Origin of the sequence: Robiginitalea aestuariiviva (genome assembly GCF_029537735.1) — a bacterium.
Classification (GTDB): domain Bacteria; phylum Bacteroidota; class Bacteroidia; order Flavobacteriales; family Flavobacteriaceae; genus Robiginitalea; species Robiginitalea aestuariiviva.
This window is the reverse complement of the sequence record NZ_JARPUQ010000001.1, coordinates 403,891-422,202: the sequence shown is the minus strand read 5'-3', so window position 1 is coordinate 422,202 and position 18,312 is coordinate 403,891. Positions and strand designations below refer to the sequence as shown.

The following is an 18,312-nucleotide window of genomic DNA, read 5'->3' as shown; positions in this document are numbered from 1 at the left end:
CTTGCTCAAAATAGATCCCTCTGAAATGACTGCAATAAGAAATGGGCTGATGCTCACCCTGTTGAGCATTATGGCCCTGGGTTGCGGGGCTGCCCGCAAAACGGTTTCGGCCAAGGATTCCCCCGTTCAGGTGTATATGGATTTAAACCAAACCCGGGACGACCGCCTTAGGGTGGAGGTAGACCCGGGGGCCTTTGGGTCCGGCCCCGTCCGGTTCTATATCCCTAAAACGGTGCCGGGCACTTACAGTACGGATAATTACGGACGGTATGTGGAGGCTTTTTCCGCCCAGGACAGCCGCGGGGATGCCCTGGAGGTTCACCGGCTGGGCCCCAACACCTGGGAAATTCCCGACGGAAAGGTTCTGGATCGTATAGTGTACGAGGTGAACGATACCTTTGACGCTGAAGGGGGAGGGGAAGATGCGCCTTTTTCCCCGGCAGGCACGAATATCCTTGAGGGCAGGCATTATATGCTGAACCTCCATGGATTTGTAGGATACTTCGAGGGCATGACCGAGCAGCCGTATACGTTCTTCCTCAAGGCGCCTAATGGGATTTACCCCTCCAGTTCCCTTCCGGTAGGACCTGTTGAAGATGGGTGGCGCACCTATAAAGTGGGGCGGTATTTTGACCTGATCGACAACCCCATACAGTTTACCCCCACGGCCCCGGCAGTGTTCCGGGTGGGTGGCATTAATGTGGTCCTGAGCGTATACTCCCCGGGTGGCAAGTATTCCGCGGCAGATTTCAAACCGTCCATGGAAAAGATGATGCGGGCCCAGAAAGCTTTCCTGGGCGATATCGATGGTACCACGGAATACAACATCCTGCTATACCTGTCCACCATGCAGGGCGACGCCATGGGCTTTGGGGCTTTGGAGCACCACACCTCTACCGTGGTGGTGTTGCCGGAGGTGCTCCCCCTCCCGCAATTGGAGGAAGCCATGACCGATGTGGTTTCACACGAATTCTTCCACATCGTGACCCCGTTGAATGTCCATTCCGAGGAGATCCAGTATTTTGATTACAACGCCCCGAAGATGTCGCGCCACCTGTGGATGTACGAAGGAACTACGGAATATTTTGCCAACCTCTTCCAGGTGCGGGAAGGGCTGATTGGTCCGGATGAATTTTATGCCCGCCTGATGGGCAAAATCCGAAATGCGGCGGCCTATAACGACTCCCTTTCCTTTACGGAGATGAGCCGGAAGGTACTGGAGGAGCCTTATGCTTCCCAGTACCCCAATGTATATGAAAAGGGTACCCTGATCAACCTGGCCCTGGATATCCTGCTCCGGGAGCAGAGCGGGGGGCAGTACGGGGTGCTGGAACTCATGAAGGACCTGTCCCGAAAGTACGACCTGGATACCCCGTTCAAGGACAGCGAGCTGCTGGCGGAAATAGCAGCCATGACCTACCCGGAGGTGGCAACCTTCTTTGAGACCCACGTCATTGGGGGCACTCCCATCGATTACGCGGCCGTTTTCCGCAAGGTGGGCCTGCTGAGCGGTGAGCGGCAGGTGCCCAGTGGGTACTTCCTGAAGGACCTGGCCAGCCAGGAACCCTTCATCGATGTGGACCCCGACGATACCGACCGCATCTTTATCCGGCGCGGGATCCCCTTGAATTCCTTTCTGACCGGGTTGGGGGCCCGGGGCGGGGATGTGCTGAAAAGCATTAACGGAACCGAAGTGAACCTGAATGGTATCCGGATGATTATCGGGCAGAGCCTGGGCTGGACCCCGGATACGGACATCCGGATGGAAGTGGATCGGGACGGCGAACGCCTGTTGCTGGAAGGCAAGGCCGGTTCCCCCACGGTGACGGACAACCGCCTGGCCCCGGACCCAGATGCCCCGCCGGAGGCGGTGGCCCTGAGAAATGCCTGGCTTAACGGCCAATAAAAAAAGCCACCTGGAAGGGTGGCTTTTTGCTTTTAGGTGGCATTGGGGTTAACCCAGGGCTACCCGTTCGAAGCCGGTTACTTCCAGGTTGGCATCGACAGACTTTACGTATTGCTTTACGCTCATTTTGCTGTCTTTGATGAAATCCTGGTTTACCAGGGTATTGTCCTTAAAGAAACGGGTCAGTTTCCCTTTGGCAATCTGGTCCAGCATATGCTCAGGCTTGCCTTCCTTACGAAGGGTTTCCTTGGCAATTTCGATTTCCTTGTCGATGGTCTCCTGATCCACACCTTCCTCATTCAGGGCGATGGGGCTCATGGCAGCAGCCTGCATGGCCACGTCTTTTGCAGCAGCAGCGGCACCATCCACATTGGCAGACAGTCCAACCAGGGTTGCGATCTTGTTCCCGGCGTGGATGTAGGACCCTACGAAGGGCGCGTTCAGACGACGGAAGCTTCCGATCTCGATTTTTTCACCGATTACCCCGGTTTGCTCCATCAGTTTTTCCTGAACGGAAATACCTTTGAAATCGGCAGCCAGGAAGTCCTCTTTGCTGTCAAAGCCCAGGGCCAGGTCAGCCAGGTCGTTGGCCAGGGTCACAAAGCTGTCGTTCTTGGCAACAAAGTCGGTCTCGCAGTTCAGGGAGATGATCACCCCCTGGGTGTTGTCTGCATTTACCTTGGCGATGGCAGCGCCTTCGGCGGAGTCGCGGTCTGCACGTTTGGCAGCTACCTTCTGGCCTTTCTTGCGCAGGATTTCGATGGCCTTGTCAAAATCGCCATCGGCCTCGACCAGGGCGTTTTTACAATCCATCATTCCGGCACCGGTGGCCTTTCTCAAATTATTTACTTCAGCGGCGGTTATCTTAGCCATTTTTGATATGAGATTTGTGGGGTGCACCCGGCACCCCGTTTACGCAATTCAGTTTAGTTTCTTTGCTGCGGAAGGCCTACTCCACGCCGCCTTTGGCATTGTCCTGCCATTCCTTCAGCTCGTCCCATTTACCGTCTGCAGCCATTTGGGCCTGCTTGGGCCAGGAACCCGGGTCCAGGTGGGCCATACGGGAGCTGGCTTCCGTCAGGATTTCCTTGATGGCTTCCGGTTTGGCCTTGGCCAGGGCAGCATAGGTGCTGATCCCTGCATTCACCAGGGCTTCGGCGGCTTTAGGGCCAATACCTTCTACCTTGGTCAGGTCTTCAGCTTCTGCAGCGTCGGCTTTAGGGGCTTCGGCTTTCGGGGCTTCGGCTTTCGGGGCTTCTTCCTTTACCACCTCGGCTTTCGGGGCCTCGGCCTTGGGGGCTTCAGCCTTAACTTCTTCATTTTCAGCGACTTCTGCCTTGGGGGCTTCCACTGCAGCTTTCTGTTCGCCTTCCTTTTCAGCGGCTTTTTCACTCTTACGCTCGGACAGGCCTTCGTTGATGGCCTGGGTCACATGGGTCATGATGATCTCGATGGACTTGGAGGCGTCGTCGTTGGCCGGGATCACAAAGTCGATCGGGCGTGGGTCGGAGTTGGTATCGACCATCGCAAAGATCGGGATGTTCAGTTTTTGGGCTTCCTTTACGGCAATGTGCTCGCGCATGGTATCTACCACAAAGATGGCACCGGGCAGGCGGGTCATGTCTGCGATGGATCCGAGGTTTTTCTCGAGTTTGGCACGCAGACGCTCTACTTGCAGGCGCTCCTTTTTGGAAAGGGTATTAAAGGTGCCGTCCTTCTTCATCCGGTCGATGGAGGTCATCTTCTTTACCGCCTTGCGGATGGTTACGAAATTGGTGAGCATACCACCGGGCCAGCGCTCGGTGATGTACGGCATGTTGGTTTCGGAAACCTTCTGGGCCACGATGTCCTTGGCCTGCTTCTTGGTGGCCACGAACAGCACCTTGCGCCCGGAGGCGGAGATTTTCTTCAGGGCCTCGCAGGCTTCTTCCAGCTTGGCGGTAGTTTTGTAGAGGTTGATAACGTGGATCCCGTTGCGCTCCATGTAGATGTAGGGCGCCATGTTCGGATTCCACTTACGGGTGAGGTGCCCAAAATGCACCCCTGCTTCCAATAGGTCTTTTACTTCAGCTTTTGCAGCCATTTTTTGAAACTTAGTTTACGTTCTTTGAATTCGCAATCCCGAAGTGGTAGGCCCTGTTCTGGCAGGGCTTGCCTCCGGCATTTAGATGCTAAACTAAATCGGCTACCGAACCCGTCTTGCGGGATTCGGTTAGTCAGTAGTTGCTCGTGAGAGCGGTTTCAAGGAACAGGGTTAATACTTCAATCCTGCCGGGGCAGGGAACTCGATATAAAAAGGGGTCCCCGGGAAAACCCGGGGACAGGATATTAACGTTTGGAGAACTGGAACTTCTTACGGGCTTTCTTCTGTCCGAATTTCTTGCGTTCCACCATTCTCGGGTCGCGGGTCAGCAGGCCTTCGGGTTTGAGGGCGCCGCGGTTTTCGCTGTCAATTTCACAGAGGGCCCGGGAGATGGCCAGTCGGATGGCTTCTGCCTGCCCGGTGATGCCCCCGCCGTAAACGTTGATGTTTACGTCGTAGTTATCGTTGTTCTCGGTGAGGGTGAAAGGTTGCTTTACCTTGTATTGCAGGGTGGCAGTGGGAAAGTATTCTGTCAGGTCCCGCTTGTTTACGGTGATATTCCCTTTGCCTTCGGATACGTATACCCGGGCAACCGCTGTCTTTCTTCTCCCGATTTTGTGAATTACCTCCATTATTTAAGGTCGTTTAAATTGATGGCCTTCGGTTTTTGGGCTTCCTGGTCGTGTTCTGCGCCGGGGTATACCCGCAGGTTGCGGAACAGCTGAGCCCCCAGGCGGTTTTTAGGGAGCATCCCCTTAACAGCCATTTCCACCACGGCGATGGGCTTTTGCTCCAGCATCTCCTTGGCAGAACGAACGCGCTGGCCTCCCGGGTAACCGGTGTACCGGATGTATTCCTTGGCATCCATTTTGTTGCCGGAAAGGGCAACCTTGGCGGCGTTGATTACAACCACGTTGTCACCACAATCCACATGGGGGGTGAAATCCGGCTTGTACTTACCGCGCAGGATTTTAGCCACTTTGGAGGCGAGGCGCCCCAGGGTTTGGCCTTCGGCATCTACCAGAACCCACTCTTTCTTCACGGTGTTCTTGTTGGCAGATAAAGTTTTGTAGCTCAATGTATCCACTACTGAATATTTACGCATTAAACACTTCAATCCCGATAAACGGGCTGCAAATGTACGATTATTAAGTTGAATTGCAAATGCTTGTTGGGCAATATTTTTTGCAATCCGGCAAATTTACAAAGCCGGGCCGAATTTTTGTTAAAGCCTTGTGAAAACTTGCCTGAAAGCTGTAACACCGCCTTGCAGCAGCCGTCCTTAAAGTATCATCAATCAACCTGACAGTCATGACGCGATTGAAACTCTGGGCGCTGCTGCTCGCAGTTCCTGTATTTTCCCTTTCCGCCCAGGAGGATGCTTCTGTCGGTGCCGGCCCCTCAGACCCTTCTGCCACCGCAGATCCGGATGCCGTTCCGCGTAAAACCTATACCACACAAAGCATTATGCCCGCGCAGGCCCCGACTATAGACGGGGATCTGTCCGATGCGGCCTGGGAGCAGGTGCCCTGGGGCGGGGATTTTATCGAACACCGGCCGGATGAGAATACCCCCCCGGCCCAGCAAACCCAATTCCGTATCCTCTACGATGCCAGCAACCTTTATGTGGGGATCCGGGCTTTTGATACGGAACCCGGGAAGATCGTAAAGCGGCTTTCCCGGAGGGATGGTTTTGACGGGGATTGGGTTGGGATCTTTATCGATAGTTACTTCGACAAGCGCACGGCCTTCGGCTTTATCGTTTCGGCGGCCGGGGTAAAGGGGGACGTATTTGAATCCAACAACGGCAACAATGAGGACGATACCTGGAACCCGATCTGGTATGTGAAGACCCGGACCGATGCCCAGGGCTGGACCGCCGAGATGCGCATCCCCTTAAGCCAGCTTAAGTTTGCAGAGGCCCCCCGGCAGACCTGGGGGTTGCAGGTGATGCGGCGGTTTTTCCGGGACGAAGAGCGTTCGGTATGGCAGCGCCTGCCGGTAGACACCCCGGGCTTTGTAAGTGAATTTGGCCTGCTGGAAGGATTGCGGGATATCGAATCCCAGAATCAGCTGGAGATCCAGCCCTACACGGTGGCCCGCACCCGCAGTTTTGAAGCCGAGGCGGGAAACCCCTTCGAGGATGGGCAGGAAACTACCCTTACCGGTGGGCTGGACGCCAAGATCGGCATTACCAATGACTTGACCCTGGACCTGACCCTGAACCCGGACTTCGGACAGGTGGAGGCGGACCCATCCGCCATTGCCCTGGACGGCTTCCAGATCTTTTTCCGGGAACAGCGGCCCTTTTTCGTGGAAAACAAAAACATTTTCAACTACCCCGTGTCCGAATCCATTGCCGGGGATACCTTCGGGTCCGACAATGTCTTTTACAGCCGCCGCATTGGCCGCAGCCCGCAGGGCTACCCGGCAACCGCGGCCGGGGAATATGTAGACCAACCCACAACCACGCCCATCCTGGGGGCGGCGAAATTCAGCGGCAAGACGCAGGACGGGTGGTCTGTGGGCTTATTGGAAAGCCTGACGGCCCGCCGCCGGGCCGTTATCGACAACCAGGGCAGCCGCCGGCGCGAAACCGTGGAGCCCCTGACCAACTATCTGGTGGGGCGTATCCAGAAAGATTTTAACGAGGGGGATACTTATATCGGGACCATCGTTACGGCCACCAACCGGGAAGAGTTGCCCGAATCCATGGGCTGGCTCCACCGTGCAGCCTACTCCGGGGGGGTGGATTTCAAGCACCAGTGGAACAACCGGGACTGGTACCTGGGCGGCAGCCTGGTCTGGAGCCATGTTAGCGGCAGCCCGGAAGCCATAACCCGCACCCAGCAGTCCATAGCCCATCTCTTCCAGCGGGCCGGGGCGGATTACCTGGAGGTAGACCCTGACCGTACTTCCCTGACCGGGACGGGCGGGAACCTGCAGGTGGGGAAGGTAGGCAACGGCCACTGGCGGTTTGAAAGCGGCGCCACCTGGCGCTCCCCGGAACTGGAACTCAACGATATTGGCTTCCAGCGGCAGGCAGACGACATCCGCCACTATACCTGGGTGGCGTATCAGAGCCTGAAGCCGGACAATACCTTTCGCAGGGTGGGGATCAACTACAACCACTGGAGCGCCTGGGATTTTGGGGGGAACCACAACCTGCTGCAGTTCAATGCCAACAGCTGGCAGAACTGGGCCAACAACTGGTTTACCAACCTGGGGGTTACCGTGCAGCCGTTGCAGTACTCCAATTTTGACCTCAGGGGTGGTCCCCGCCTGCGCAATTCCCCCGGGGTATCCTTCTGGAACGGCATTAATACGGACCGCCGGAAAAAACTTCGCTTTAACCTGTTCCAGAATGGCCGGAAGGCCTTTGACGATTCCTTCCGCCGGTATTACCTGCAAGGGGGAATCACGTATCAGCCCACCAACGCCCTCAGTATTTCGGCAAATCCCAGCTATACTGTGAATAAGGACCGTTTGCAGTATATCCAGAATATCGATCTGGGCGGGTCTGTGCGCTACCTGAACGGGACTATAGACCAGCAGACCCTTTCCCTCTCGTTGCGGGTGAATTATACCATTAATCCCAACCTGACCATACAGTACTGGGGGCAGCCCTTTATTTCCCAGGGGCAGTACAGTGCCTTCAAACATGTAACCGACCCCCTGGCAGCCCGGTTTGAAGATCGCATTACCGCCTACAGCGATGCCCAGCTCACCTATGCGGACGGGGCTTACCAGATTGACGAATCCCTGGACGGCACCCCGGATTTCAGCTTTGCCGACCCCGATTTTTCCTTTGTGCAATTCCGGTCCAACCTGGTGGTGCGTTGGGAATACATCCCCGGGTCCGAGCTTTTCCTGGTGTGGTCACAGGACCTTACCGCTTCGGGGGACCCCGGCAACAGCCTGTGGGCCGGGCTACAGGACAACGTCTTTGGGGGCGCGCAGCAGCCGGCCAATATTTTCCTGGTGAAGGCCACCTACCGCTTTGCCTTTTAACGAAAAGGGTAAAAGATATTGGGTATCTTGCCGTTATCGTTTAAAACAAAGGTTATGAGAAAAGCAATAGCGGCGGGCCTGCTGGCCCTGGGGTTCCTAAGTAGCTGTTCCAACGACGGAGGGGGTTCCGAACCGCCTTCCATAATTGGCACCTGGGATGCCGTGGAACTGCAACTGGATGCCAATACAGCCACCCAGGACGAATTGCTGGCCAGCGATTTTTTACGGATCCTGGCCGCCCGTAACTGTTATATTCTGGCCCTTACCTTCGAGGCCAATGGGGAGGCCACTGCTGAAAATTCCTTTGATTACCTGGACCTGAGCGGCCTGGCGGTCGGGAACTTCGACATCCCTTGCCCGACCCAGGCCGATGCGGATTCCGGCACCTATACCTATGAAAACGGGGTGGTAACCATTACGGATGCCGCCGGGGCCACTTCTTCCGTAAACGTAACCCTTTCCGGGAACCTGCTCACCATGGATCTGGAGGGTTCTGTGTTTGCAGACCAGATCAGCGGCGGGCAGCTGGTGTTTCGCAAGCGGTAGTTTAATGCGCTTCCAGCCAATTGGCGCCCACCCCTACATCCACTACCAGGGGTACGGCCAGATTGTAGGCGCTTTCCATTTCCGATTTGATCATGGCGCTTACCTTTTCCAACTCGGGTTTGTAAACGTCAAAGACCAGTTCATCATGAACCTGAAGGAGCATGCGGGTGCGGTACCCATCCTCCTGTAGTTTTTGGTGGATGCGGATCATGGCAATCTTGATGATGTCTGCGGCGCTCCCCTGGATGGGGGCATTTACGGCGTTGCGTTCCGCCGCCCCCCGCACCACGGCATTTCCGGCATTGATGTCCTTCAGGTACCGGCGGCGGCCCAGTACGGTCTGTACATACCCGTTTTCCCGGGCAAAGTCGATCTGGTCGCTGATGTAGTTCCGCAATTTCGGATAGGTCTGGTAATAGGTGTCGATCAATTCCTTGGCCTCGCTGCGGCTCAGGTTGGTCTGGTTGCTCAGGCCAAAGGCCGATACCCCGTAAATGATCCCAAAGTTCACGGTCTTGGCGTTGGAACGCTGTTCCCGGGTCACTGCCTCCAGGGGGACCTTGAAAACCCGGGCTGCCGTGGCCGCGTGGATGTCTTCCCCCCGCCGAAAGGACTCGATCATGTTTTCCTCTTCGCTTAAGGCCGCAATAATGCGCAGCTCTATCTGGGAGTAATCCGCTGCCAGAAGCTGGTAATCGGCATCCCTGGGAATAAAGGCCTTGCGAATCTGCCGGCCCCGTTCAGTGCGGATGGGGATGTTCTGCAGGTTGGGGTTGTTGCTGCTCAGGCGGCCGGTAGCGGCTACCGTCTGCATATAATCCGTATGAACCCGCCCGGTCACGGCAGAAACCTGTTCGGGCAGGGCGTCCACGTAGGTGCTCTTGAGTTTCGCCAGGCCCCGGTAGTCCAGGACCATGCGAACAATCTCGTGTTCCTTGGCCAGGTCCGAAAGCACTTCCTCTGCAGTGGAATACTGGCCTGTGCGGGTCTTTTTGGGCTTGTCCACCAGTTTCATCTTGTCGAAGAGGATTTCCCCCAGCTGTTTGGGGGATCCGATGTTGAAGGTTTCCCCGGCAGCCTTGTAGATACCCTGTTCCAGGGATGCAATGTCGTTTTCCAGGTCCCCGGAAAGGCTTTTGAGGAAGGCCGTATCCAGATTAATCCCCTCCAGCTCCATGTCTGCCAGGACCCGCAGCAACGGGATCTCAATGTCCCGGAACAGGGTCTCGGTTTGGGCGGCCTTCAATTCCGGCTGGAAGTGGTCGGCCAGTTGCAGGGTAATGTCCGCATCCTCCACCGCGTATTCGGTCTGTTCCTCCACGGGCACCTCCCGCATACTCAGCTGGTTCTTGCCCTTCTTCCCGATCAGGTCGCTGATGGGTACGGGGGTGTAGTTCAGGTAGGTTTCCGCCAGCACATCCATGTTGTGGCGCATATCCGGGTTAATCAGGTAATGGGCCAGCATGGTGTCGAAAAGCGGGCCCTTTACCGGGAGGTTGTAAGTGCTCAACACCTTGATGTCGTACTTCAGGTTCTGTCCCACCTTCTCGATGGATTCAGATTCAAAGAAGGGTCGCAGCTGTTCCAGAACCTGGCTGGCCGCTTCCCGCCCACCCGGAATGGGGACGTAATACCCTTTGTGGGCTTCCCAGGAAAAGGCAATGCCCACCAGTTCGGCCTGCAGGGGGTCCAGGGAAGTGGTTTCGGTGTCGAAACAGACCCGGCCCTGAGCCATAAGGCTGCGCATAAAGAGTTTCATGCCCATGCCTTCCTGAACCGTCTGGTAATGGTGTTCTGTTTCCTTGATGGTTTTACGGCTGGAGTATTCCCGGGGTGCTTCCCCCTCGCCCTGAGCCTCCCCGAAAAGGGAAAACTGCCCGCTGCCGGCGGGCTTGTCCAGTTGTCGTGCGGTCTCCGTACTGCTGACTGCTGTGGCCTCTGCTGCCTCTCCGGAAAAGAGTTTGAGAAACTGTTCCCGAAGCCGGCGGAATTCCAGCTCTTCAAAGAGTTCCTGCACCTGCTGGCTGTCCGGCATGCTCAGCTCAAAATCGTGCTCGTCAAAGGTTACGTCGCAATCCACGCAGATGGTGGCGAGTTTTTTGGAAAGTCGTCCCAGTTCGGCATTCTCAATGATGCGTTCCTTCATCTTGCCCTTTAGCTGGTCCGTGTTTTCGAGCAGGTTTTCCAGAGAGCCAAATTGCTCGATGAATTTCTTGGCTGTCTTATCGCCTACCCCGGGAAAGCCGGGAATGTTGTCACTGCTGTCGCCCATCATGCCCAGGTAGTCGATCACCTGTTCGGGCCGTTCTACCCCAAAGCGTTTCTGCACCTCGGGGATGCCCCAGATCTCAATCCCGTTCCCCATGCGGGAAGGCCTGTACATAAAGATGTTTTCGGTAACCAACTGCCCGAAATCCTTATCCGGGGTAACCATAAAGACCTGGTAACCCTGGGCTTCGGCCTGCCGGGCCAGGGTGCCGATAATGTCGTCGGCCTCCATGCCGGAGCGTTCAATTACCGGGATGTGCATGGCCTTGAGGATCTTCTGGATCCAAGGGACGGCGATGCGGATGGCATCCGGGGTTTCGTCCCGGTTGGCCTTGTATTCGGGAAAGAGTTCGGTGCGTTCCGCACTGCCGTCCTTGTCGAAACACACCGCCAGGTGGTCCGGCTTCTCCCGCCGGATTACATCCAGCAGGGAATTCATGAACCCCATAATGGCAGAGGTGTCCATGCCCTTGGAATTGATGCGGGGGTTTTTGATCAGGGCGTAATACCCGCGAAAAATCAGGGCATAGGCATCCAGCAGGAAGAGCCGTTTTTTCTCAGACATGTCTAAGGCTTTGGGTGAGGGATAAAACTACAGAAAATCTCAGGACTTCAGGACGCTTTCGGACGGGATATTCCGGTGCCCGCTACCGTCAAAGCGGCGGTAGGAAAACCCGGGGTGTATGCAATAGGCACCCGTTTCCCCTCGCTTATTCAGGGCCAGGAAGCCAATCTGGAAATCTTCCCTGCCCTGGTTGCGCTGCAGGATACGGCGCACCCCTTCCTCACAGGCCTCCTGAGGGCTCATGCCCTGCCGCATCAGCTCCACAATCAGGAAGCTGCCTACGGTGCGCACCACTTCCTCGCCCAGGCCCGTGGCCGTGGCGGCCCCTACCTCATTATCCACGTAAAGACCCGCCCCGATCACCGGGGAATCCCCCACGCGCCCGCGCATCTTGTAGGCCAGGCCGCTGGTGGTGCAGGCGCCGGCCAGGTTGCCCTGGGCGTCCAGGGCCAGCATACCAATGGTATCGTGGTTTTCGATGTTGATGATGGGCTGGTAGTTGGCCTCCTCTTTCCAGGCTTCCCATTCCAGGCGCGAAGCCTCGGTAAGCAGATCCTGCCGTTCGAATCCCTGGGCTTCGGCAAACTGCCCTGCCCCTTCGCCCACCAGGATCACGTGCGGGGTTTCTTCCATCACTTTCCGGGCTACGGAAATCGGGTGTACAAAGCCCTCCAGCCCCATGACTGAGCCGCAGCCTCCTTTAGCATCCATGATGCAGGCATCCAGGGTTACGCGCCCCTCACGATCCGGCCGTCCGCCCAGGCCCACCGTCTGGTTTTTGGGGTCCGCTTCTTCCACCATAACCCCGGCTTCCACGGCATCCAGGGCCTGGCCCCCGGGTTGGAGTACCTCCCAGGCGCGTGCGGTGGCATTCCCGAAATCCCAGGTGCACACGGCAACAGGCCCCTTTGCCTCGGTTGGGGGGAGGGGTTCCGGACTGGTTTCGCGACAGGAGGCCAGGGCGGAAGCGCCCAGCAGGCCGGCGGTTCCCATGGAGGAATTTCTCAGGAATTTTCTTCGGTGCATGGCGGGAAGGATTTACATTTAGGGATTAAATATACGTATTATGCAGGTAGAAGTTTGCGCCAATTCCCTGGCCTCTGCCCGGGCTGCAAAGGCCGGGGGAGCCCACCGCATTGAGCTTTGTTCGGAGCTGGCTGTGGGCGGGCTTACGCCTTCTGCGGGCTTGCTGGAAGTGGTCTGCGAACAGCTCTCCCTGCCGGTACACGTACTTATCCGTCCCCGAAGCGGGAATTTCAGCTATACAGATGCGGAATTCGACATCATCCTCCGGGATATTGCCTGGGTATCAGAGCTCGGGATGGCCGGGGTGGTTTGCGGCTTCCTGCTGCCGGACGGGCAGCTGGACCGGCACCGCACAGCCATGGTCCGGGATGCCTTCCCGGGGCATTTCACCTTTCACCGGGCCTTTGATCAGTGCCCGCAGCCCCTGGAGGCCCTGGCCCACCTGGACGCCCTGGGGGTAGATACCCTCCTCAGCAGCGGGCAGGCCGCGGACGCGGTAACGGGCTTGCCGCTGTTGGAAAAACTGCAGGCCGAGGCGCAGTATTGCCAGATCATGCCCGGTGGGGGTATACGGCCCGACAATGCCCACCTGTTTCTGGAAAAGGGGTTCCGTACCCTGCATGTATCCGGGACGGCAGGTTTCCGCAGCATACCCCCGGCACACGGCCCGGGGATGAACAGCCCCGGCCTGCTCACGGACGGCCCTCCGCCGGTTACTGATACGGCCCTGATCCGGGAGGTGGTGGCTGCTGTAAATCCCGGCCCCGGAGCGCCCCGAACCGCCTGAAAATCGGTATATTTGTAGAAAGCCTCCACCATGCTACGCTGGATCGTTTTTACCGTCCTTTACCTGGCCATGTCCCTGTATACCCTGCAAGCCCTGCGCTCCGGAACGCGCTTCCCTTGGGTATACTACCTGTACCTGGGGGTGGCCCTGGTGGTACTGGGGAATTTTATCTGGCAGTTTACCGCGGGGGATGACCCCGGGCGGGTACTGAGCCGGCCCAAGAGCTATGCCTTCGGGTTTTTGCTGGCCCTGCTCACCTTTAACCTGATTACCATTTTTTTCCTGTTTTCCGAAGACATTTTCCGCCTGGTGGTGGCTGCCTACCACAAGCTGGCCGGGAACACCCGGGAATTCAGCATCCCGGGCCGCCGCCGCTTCCTGAGCCTGATGGCCCTGGGGATTGCCTCCCTGCCCTTCGGGGCGTTGCTCTATGGCATGTATCGGGGGAAATACAATTTTCGCGTCCTCCGGTATAACCTGGAATTCAAAGACCTGCCGGAGGCCTTCCACAATTACACCATTACCCAGATTTCCGATGTGCACAGCGGCAGTTTCGACAACCGGAAGAAAATCGAATACGGGGTAGACCTGATCAACCGGCAGGAGAGTGATGTCCTCTTTTTCACGGGGGACATGGTCAACAACAAGGCCAGTGAAATGCAGCCCTGGACGGAACTCTTTTCGCGCCTGAGTGCGCCGGACGGGAAGTACTCCATCCTGGGCAACCACGACTACGGGGATTATATTCCCTGGGATACCGAAGAGGAAAAGGCCGAAAACCTGGAATCCCTGAAAACCATGCAAAGGGAAATGGGCTTTGACCTGTTGCTGAACGAACACCGGTACCTGCAAAAAGGCCAAGACCGCATTGCCCTGATTGGCGTGGAAAACTGGGGGCGAGGCGGCTTCAAGAAGGCGGGAGACCTGGATGCGGCCTGCGGTGCCGTGGACCCCTCCGATTTTAAAATTCTTCTAAGTCATGACCCTTCCCATTGGGAGGACGTGGTTATCCACCATCCCATGCATTACCACCTGACCCTGAGCGGGCATACCCACGGCATGCAATTCGGGATCGAGATCCCGGGGTGGGTAAAATGGAGCCCGGTGAAGTGGCGGTATAAGTACTGGGCGGGAATCTATGAGGAACTGGGGCAGTTTATCAATGTAAACCGCGGCTTCGGGTTCCTGGGCTATCCCGGGCGGGTAGGCATTTGGCCGGAGATTACCGTCATCACCCTGAAGAAAACCGGTTTAACTTGAATTTAACGACCGAGCCCCCTCTATCACAGGCGGTTTCAAGCCGTGTTTAACATTTTTTCTTACTTTTGAGGGGTAAATCAACGCCTGCTTTATGTCGAAATTCGGTGAACTCATCGACCAGAAGGTCCCGGTACTCCTGGACTTCTATGCCGAGTGGAACGACCAGTCCACAGCTATGCACCCTGTCCTGAGAGATGTTGCCGCTGCCCTGGGCGACAAGGGAAAGGTCATTAAAATTGACGTGGACAAGAACAAGGAATTGTCCCAGGCACTTCGCATTAAAGGGCTCCCGACCCTGATGATCTACAAGAAAGGGGAAATGGTCTGGCGCCAGAGCGGCGAGCAGGATGCCAATACCCTGATCGGGATCCTGAACGAATACGTATAAATTCCTCAGTGCGCCCTATGGCAATAGGGCATTTTATTCCGGCACCTGCGCCAGGCTGTCCGGAACTACCTCCGTCCCGTCCGTGGCTGAAGTAGTGGTATCCATCCCTGCAGGTGTTTCTCCGGTGGTGTCCGGAACCCCCTGACTTTCCAGGTCCTGCAGCAGGCTGCGCTGCCCGAAAATGGCAAAGCGGTCAAACTGCTCGTTAAAGAGGTTGGTTTCCGTTTCGGCCAGGGTGTCGTCCTGGTTGGCAATCAGGATATCCGTAATGCGCTTAAAGCCCTCCAGATTGTCCAGGATGGCTTCGGCCTTGTCGTATTGCTCATCCAGGGGCATCCCGGCATAGTAGTCCAGCCGGTCCAGATAAATGGCCTTCAGCTGTGCGTACAGTTCCCGGGCCTTTTCGGTGGCGCCCACCTTGTAGTAGCCGTCTACGAAAGGCTCCACAAAGGTGTAAAAATCATAGTAGGCCACGGGCATTTTTTCCATAGCCAGGTCAATGACTTCCCGGGCCCGTTCAATTTTGTTCTCGGCAATGAGCGCCTCCACCAGACGGGCCAGGTTGGCGCGCATGGAGAGCCCTTGCGAACGGGTCTGAGGATCGTGGTATATCTCCGGGCTGCCGGAGTTGCCCCAGTCCCAGCCCATGACTACATCGTACATCAGGTCTGTGTCGATGCGGCCCATTTCGAAGCTGTTCCGGTTTTCCGTGCGGATAGGGACCAGTTTGTACGCCATCCCGTCCAGTTGGAGGTATTCCTTCATCCAGATGTATTCCGCCCGGTCAAAGCTGCCCCCGGAGAAATAAATGGGACGTTTCCAGTCGTTATTGGCCAGGATGTCCAGCATCAGGATGCGGTGCTTGGGCAGGACTCCGGGCAGGTCAATGTCGATGTAATCCACAATAAGGGCCGAATCCTTGGCTTTGACCAGGCCGGAGGCCAGTACGTTTTCCTTGTTTACCGGCACCCGGATCTTGTTGGTGGGGTAAAATACGGTTTCCAGGGTGCTCTCCGGGTATTGGGAGGGGTCTGCCCCCACCCGCTCCAGGTAGGATCGCATCTTGGTTTCGGGCCTGTCGCTGCCAATCCAGTTCATAAAGTCCCGGATATCCCAACGGTTCTCGGTCAGGGCCTGGTGGTAAATCACGTCCCGGTTACCGTAGCGATACAGGTTGTGGGTGAGCTGGGAAGGGATGGGGTCACTCTCGTACGCCTGCCGTTTCATCTGGTCTACATACCAGTCCGTGGCAAACAGGCTGGTACAGATAACGCGCACATCGGTGCGGTATTTCTCGATTTCCTGCACATACCACAGGGGGAAGGTATCGTTGTCCCCAATGGTAAAGAGCATGGCCCCTGCATCTTCCTGGCAGCTGTCCAGATAGGATTTGGCGGCGGCCCGGGCGGTATAGCGCCCGGAACGGTCGTGGTCGTCCCAGTTCTGGTATGCCATTACCGCGGGTACGGCCAGCAGGCACACCAGGGTAATGACCGGGGCCCAGATTTTTGGGGTTATCCATTTTTTAAATTCCTCATACAGGCCTACCACGCCCATTCCGATCCAGATGGCGAAGATGTAGAAGGAACCCACCAGGGAATAGTCCCGTTCCCGCGGCTGGAAGATATAGGGGTTGGTGTAGAACTGTATGGCCAGGCCGGTAAAGAGGAAGAATACCAGCAGCACCCAGAATTGTTTCGGGTTCCGGCTCAGCTGGAAGATCAGCCCGATGATCCCCAGGATCAGGGGCAGGAAGAAATAGGTGTTCCGGCCCTTGTTGTCCAGTTGGTCCTGGGGCAGGTTGGCCTGGGTGCCTTTAAAGAGGCTGTCTACAAAGGGGATGCCGCTAATCCACTCCCCGTTGCCGTTGTAGCGGCCCTGTTTATCGTCCTGTTTGCCCACAAAGTTCCAGAGGAAATACCGCCAGTACATATACCCGAACTGGAAGCGGAACATGTAATCCAGGTTCTGCCCCAGGCTGGGAGGGTGCACTTCCAGGTAGTCCCGAAAGCGGTTCAAAAAGCCGATGTATTGTTGTTCGTCAATTTCCCCGTTGGCCAGGCCATCGCGCATTTGCTGGGCGGCAGCCCGGAGTTCCGCATTGTTCTCGGTTACGGAAAATTCCAGGGGGCCAAAGTAGCGCATGTAGTTTTCGGCGTGCTGGTCGCTCCACATGCGGGGTAGCAGGCCAACATGCTCCGGGTTGGGCCCGGGCAGGGCTTCTTCATAGTGGTTCACCACCACGTATTTGCCGGTTTTGGTATCCTGTTCGTATTTGGGCTTGTCGTCCCGGTTGGGGCCGGCTTCTGCAAAACGGTCCGAAAAGTAGGCCCCGTAAATGGGACTGTCTACCCCTGGGTATTGTTCCCGGTTGTAATAGGCCAGCAGAGCCCGGGCATCTGCGGGGTTGTTCTCGTTAATCACCACATTGGCGTTGGCCCGGATGGGCAGCATCAGCCAGGAGGAGAAGCCGAGGAACATAAAGAGACCACAAAGGATAAGGGTATTGGCCTTTATATAATTGTTGCGGCGCGTATACCGCAATCCAAAATAAAAGGCTGCGGCAAAAACCAACCCGATAATTATGGTTCCGGAATTGAAGGGGAGGCCAATGTCGTTTACAAAGAAGACCTCGCCCCAGCCAAAGAACATCAAGACGTAGGTCAGGGAAAATTTATACACCAGGATCAACACCCCGATCACGGCGGCGTTGGCCAGGATGAAATTTAAAGGGGTAATCCGGTCGTAACGTTTGAAATAGTAGAGCAACCCGATGGAAGGGATGGCCAGGAAGCCCATAAACTGGATCCCGAAGGTTAACCCGATCACGAAGGAGATCAGCACCAGGTAGCGATTCCCGCGCGGGTCGTCCAGGTTGTCCGTCCATTTCAGGCCCAGCCAGAGCAAGAGCGACATAATCAGGCTGGCCATGGCATACACCTCGGTTTCCACAGCGTTAAACCAGAAACTATCCGAATAGGCCAGGCTCAGGCAGCCTACTGCCCCGGCCCCCAGCAACACCAGAGCCTGGGGGTTGGTGGGCGTGTGCCAGCCGGTGAGTTTACGACTGAGGTTGGTAAGCGTCCAGAACATAAAAAGCAGGGCAAAGGCCGAAGAGACCCCGGACATCAGATTTACCATAAAGGCCACCTGTTCCGCATTGGGGGCAAATAGGGCAAAAAAGGCCCCCAACATTTGAAAGAAGGGTGCCCCGGGCGGGTGGGCCACCTGCAGTTTGGCCGAGGTGGCGATGTATTCCCCGGCATCCCAGAAGCTGCCGGTAGGTTCGGTGGTGAGGTAATAGGTGATGAAGGTAATCAGGAAAACGAACCACCCGGTAAGGGTGTTCCATCGCTGGAAGTTTTTCGCAAACATGTAGGCTGCTTTATCGGACTTTGGGCGAATTTAGTAAATAACCCCCATTTCCGCCCCTTCTGTGTGAAAGGTTTAACAGGGCATTGGCCCGTCCGGG

At 56.6% G+C, this 18,312-nt stretch carries 13 protein-coding genes; 6 read left to right on the top strand and 7 right to left on the bottom strand.

Features of this window, described 5'->3' with window-relative positions; all coding sequences use genetic code 11:
* Nucleotides 1–25: 25 nt before the first annotated feature.
* Nucleotides 26–1,906: a M61 family metallopeptidase gene (locus OZ410_RS01880; RefSeq protein ID WP_277706211.1), complete on the top strand. Its 1,881-nt coding sequence runs from the start codon at nucleotides 26–28 to the stop codon at nucleotides 1,904–1,906.
* Nucleotides 1,907–1,954: 48 nt separating this feature from the next.
* On the opposite strand, the gene tsf is transcribed toward OZ410_RS01880, so the two are convergent.
* The 4 genes from tsf to rplM form a co-directional block, all read right to left on the bottom strand.
* Complete coding sequence (tsf, locus tag OZ410_RS01875) at nucleotides 1,955–2,779, bottom strand: translation elongation factor Ts (RefSeq protein WP_277706210.1); 825 nt, start codon at nucleotides 2,777–2,779, stop codon at nucleotides 1,955–1,957.
* A 76-nt stretch (nucleotides 2,780–2,855) separates the two neighbouring features.
* A complete protein-coding gene (gene rpsB, locus OZ410_RS01870; protein WP_277706209.1) occupies nucleotides 2,856–3,989 on the bottom strand; it encodes a 30S ribosomal protein S2 in 1,134 nt (377 codons plus the stop codon).
* A 245-nt stretch (nucleotides 3,990–4,234) separates the two neighbouring features.
* A complete protein-coding gene (gene rpsI / locus OZ410_RS01865; RefSeq protein WP_277706208.1) occupies nucleotides 4,235–4,621 on the bottom strand; it encodes a 30S ribosomal protein S9 in 387 nt (128 codons plus the stop codon).
* On the bottom strand, nucleotides 4,621–5,076 hold the full coding sequence (gene rplM / locus OZ410_RS01860) for a 50S ribosomal protein L13 (RefSeq protein WP_277706207.1): 456 nt from the start codon (nucleotides 5,074–5,076) through the stop codon (nucleotides 4,621–4,623). The genes rpsI and rplM overlap by 1 nt, the downstream gene beginning before the upstream one ends.
* 224 nt (nucleotides 5,077–5,300) lie before the next feature.
* Here rplM and OZ410_RS01855 point away from each other — a divergent pair, with 224 nt between their 5' ends.
* Nucleotides 5,301–8,000: a DUF5916 domain-containing protein gene (locus OZ410_RS01855; protein ID WP_277706206.1), complete on the top strand. Its 2,700-nt coding sequence runs from the start codon at nucleotides 5,301–5,303 to the stop codon at nucleotides 7,998–8,000.
* Between the two features lie 54 nt (nucleotides 8,001–8,054).
* Nucleotides 8,055–8,546 (top strand): lipocalin-like domain-containing protein, encoded by a 492-nt coding sequence (locus tag OZ410_RS01850; protein WP_277706205.1) that lies wholly within the window; start codon nucleotides 8,055–8,057, stop codon nucleotides 8,544–8,546.
* Between the two features lies 1 nt (nucleotide 8,547).
* Here the strand turns inward: OZ410_RS01850 and polA are convergent, their stop codons facing one another.
* Both polA and OZ410_RS01840 read right to left on the bottom strand, forming a co-directional pair.
* Nucleotides 8,548–11,379 (bottom strand): DNA polymerase I, encoded by a 2,832-nt coding sequence (gene polA / locus OZ410_RS01845; protein ID WP_277706204.1) that lies wholly within the window; start codon nucleotides 11,377–11,379, stop codon nucleotides 8,548–8,550.
* A gap of 39 nt (nucleotides 11,380–11,418) precedes the next feature.
* Nucleotides 11,419–12,405, bottom strand: coding sequence for an isoaspartyl peptidase/L-asparaginase family protein (locus OZ410_RS01840; RefSeq protein WP_277706203.1), 987 nt, complete (start codon nucleotides 12,403–12,405; stop codon nucleotides 11,419–11,421).
* 40 nt (nucleotides 12,406–12,445) lie between these two features.
* Between OZ410_RS01840 and OZ410_RS01835 the strand changes: the two genes are divergently transcribed.
* The 3 genes from OZ410_RS01835 to OZ410_RS01825 all read left to right on the top strand — a co-directional run bounded on the left by OZ410_RS01835 (nucleotide 12,446) and on the right by OZ410_RS01825 (nucleotide 14,840).
* Nucleotides 12,446–13,192 (top strand): copper homeostasis protein CutC, encoded by a 747-nt coding sequence (locus tag OZ410_RS01835; protein WP_277706202.1) that lies wholly within the window; start codon nucleotides 12,446–12,448, stop codon nucleotides 13,190–13,192.
* Nucleotides 13,193–13,222: 30 nt separating this feature from the next.
* Nucleotides 13,223–14,452, top strand: coding sequence for a metallophosphoesterase (locus OZ410_RS01830; RefSeq protein ID WP_277706201.1), 1,230 nt, complete (start codon nucleotides 13,223–13,225; stop codon nucleotides 14,450–14,452).
* Nucleotides 14,453–14,543: 91 nt separating this feature from the next.
* The gene (locus OZ410_RS01825) at nucleotides 14,544–14,840 is read left to right on the top strand and encodes a thioredoxin family protein (protein WP_277706200.1); all 297 of its coding nucleotides are present in this window, start codon (nucleotides 14,544–14,546) and stop codon (nucleotides 14,838–14,840) included.
* 33 nt (nucleotides 14,841–14,873) lie between these two features.
* Here the strand turns inward: OZ410_RS01825 and OZ410_RS01820 are convergent, their stop codons facing one another.
* Nucleotides 14,874–18,215 carry a glycosyltransferase family 117 protein gene (locus OZ410_RS01820; RefSeq protein WP_277706199.1) on the bottom strand — a complete coding sequence of 1,114 codons (3,342 nt, stop codon included), beginning with the start codon at nucleotides 18,213–18,215 and terminating at the stop codon, nucleotides 14,874–14,876.
* Nucleotides 18,216–18,312 lie beyond the last annotated feature (97 nt).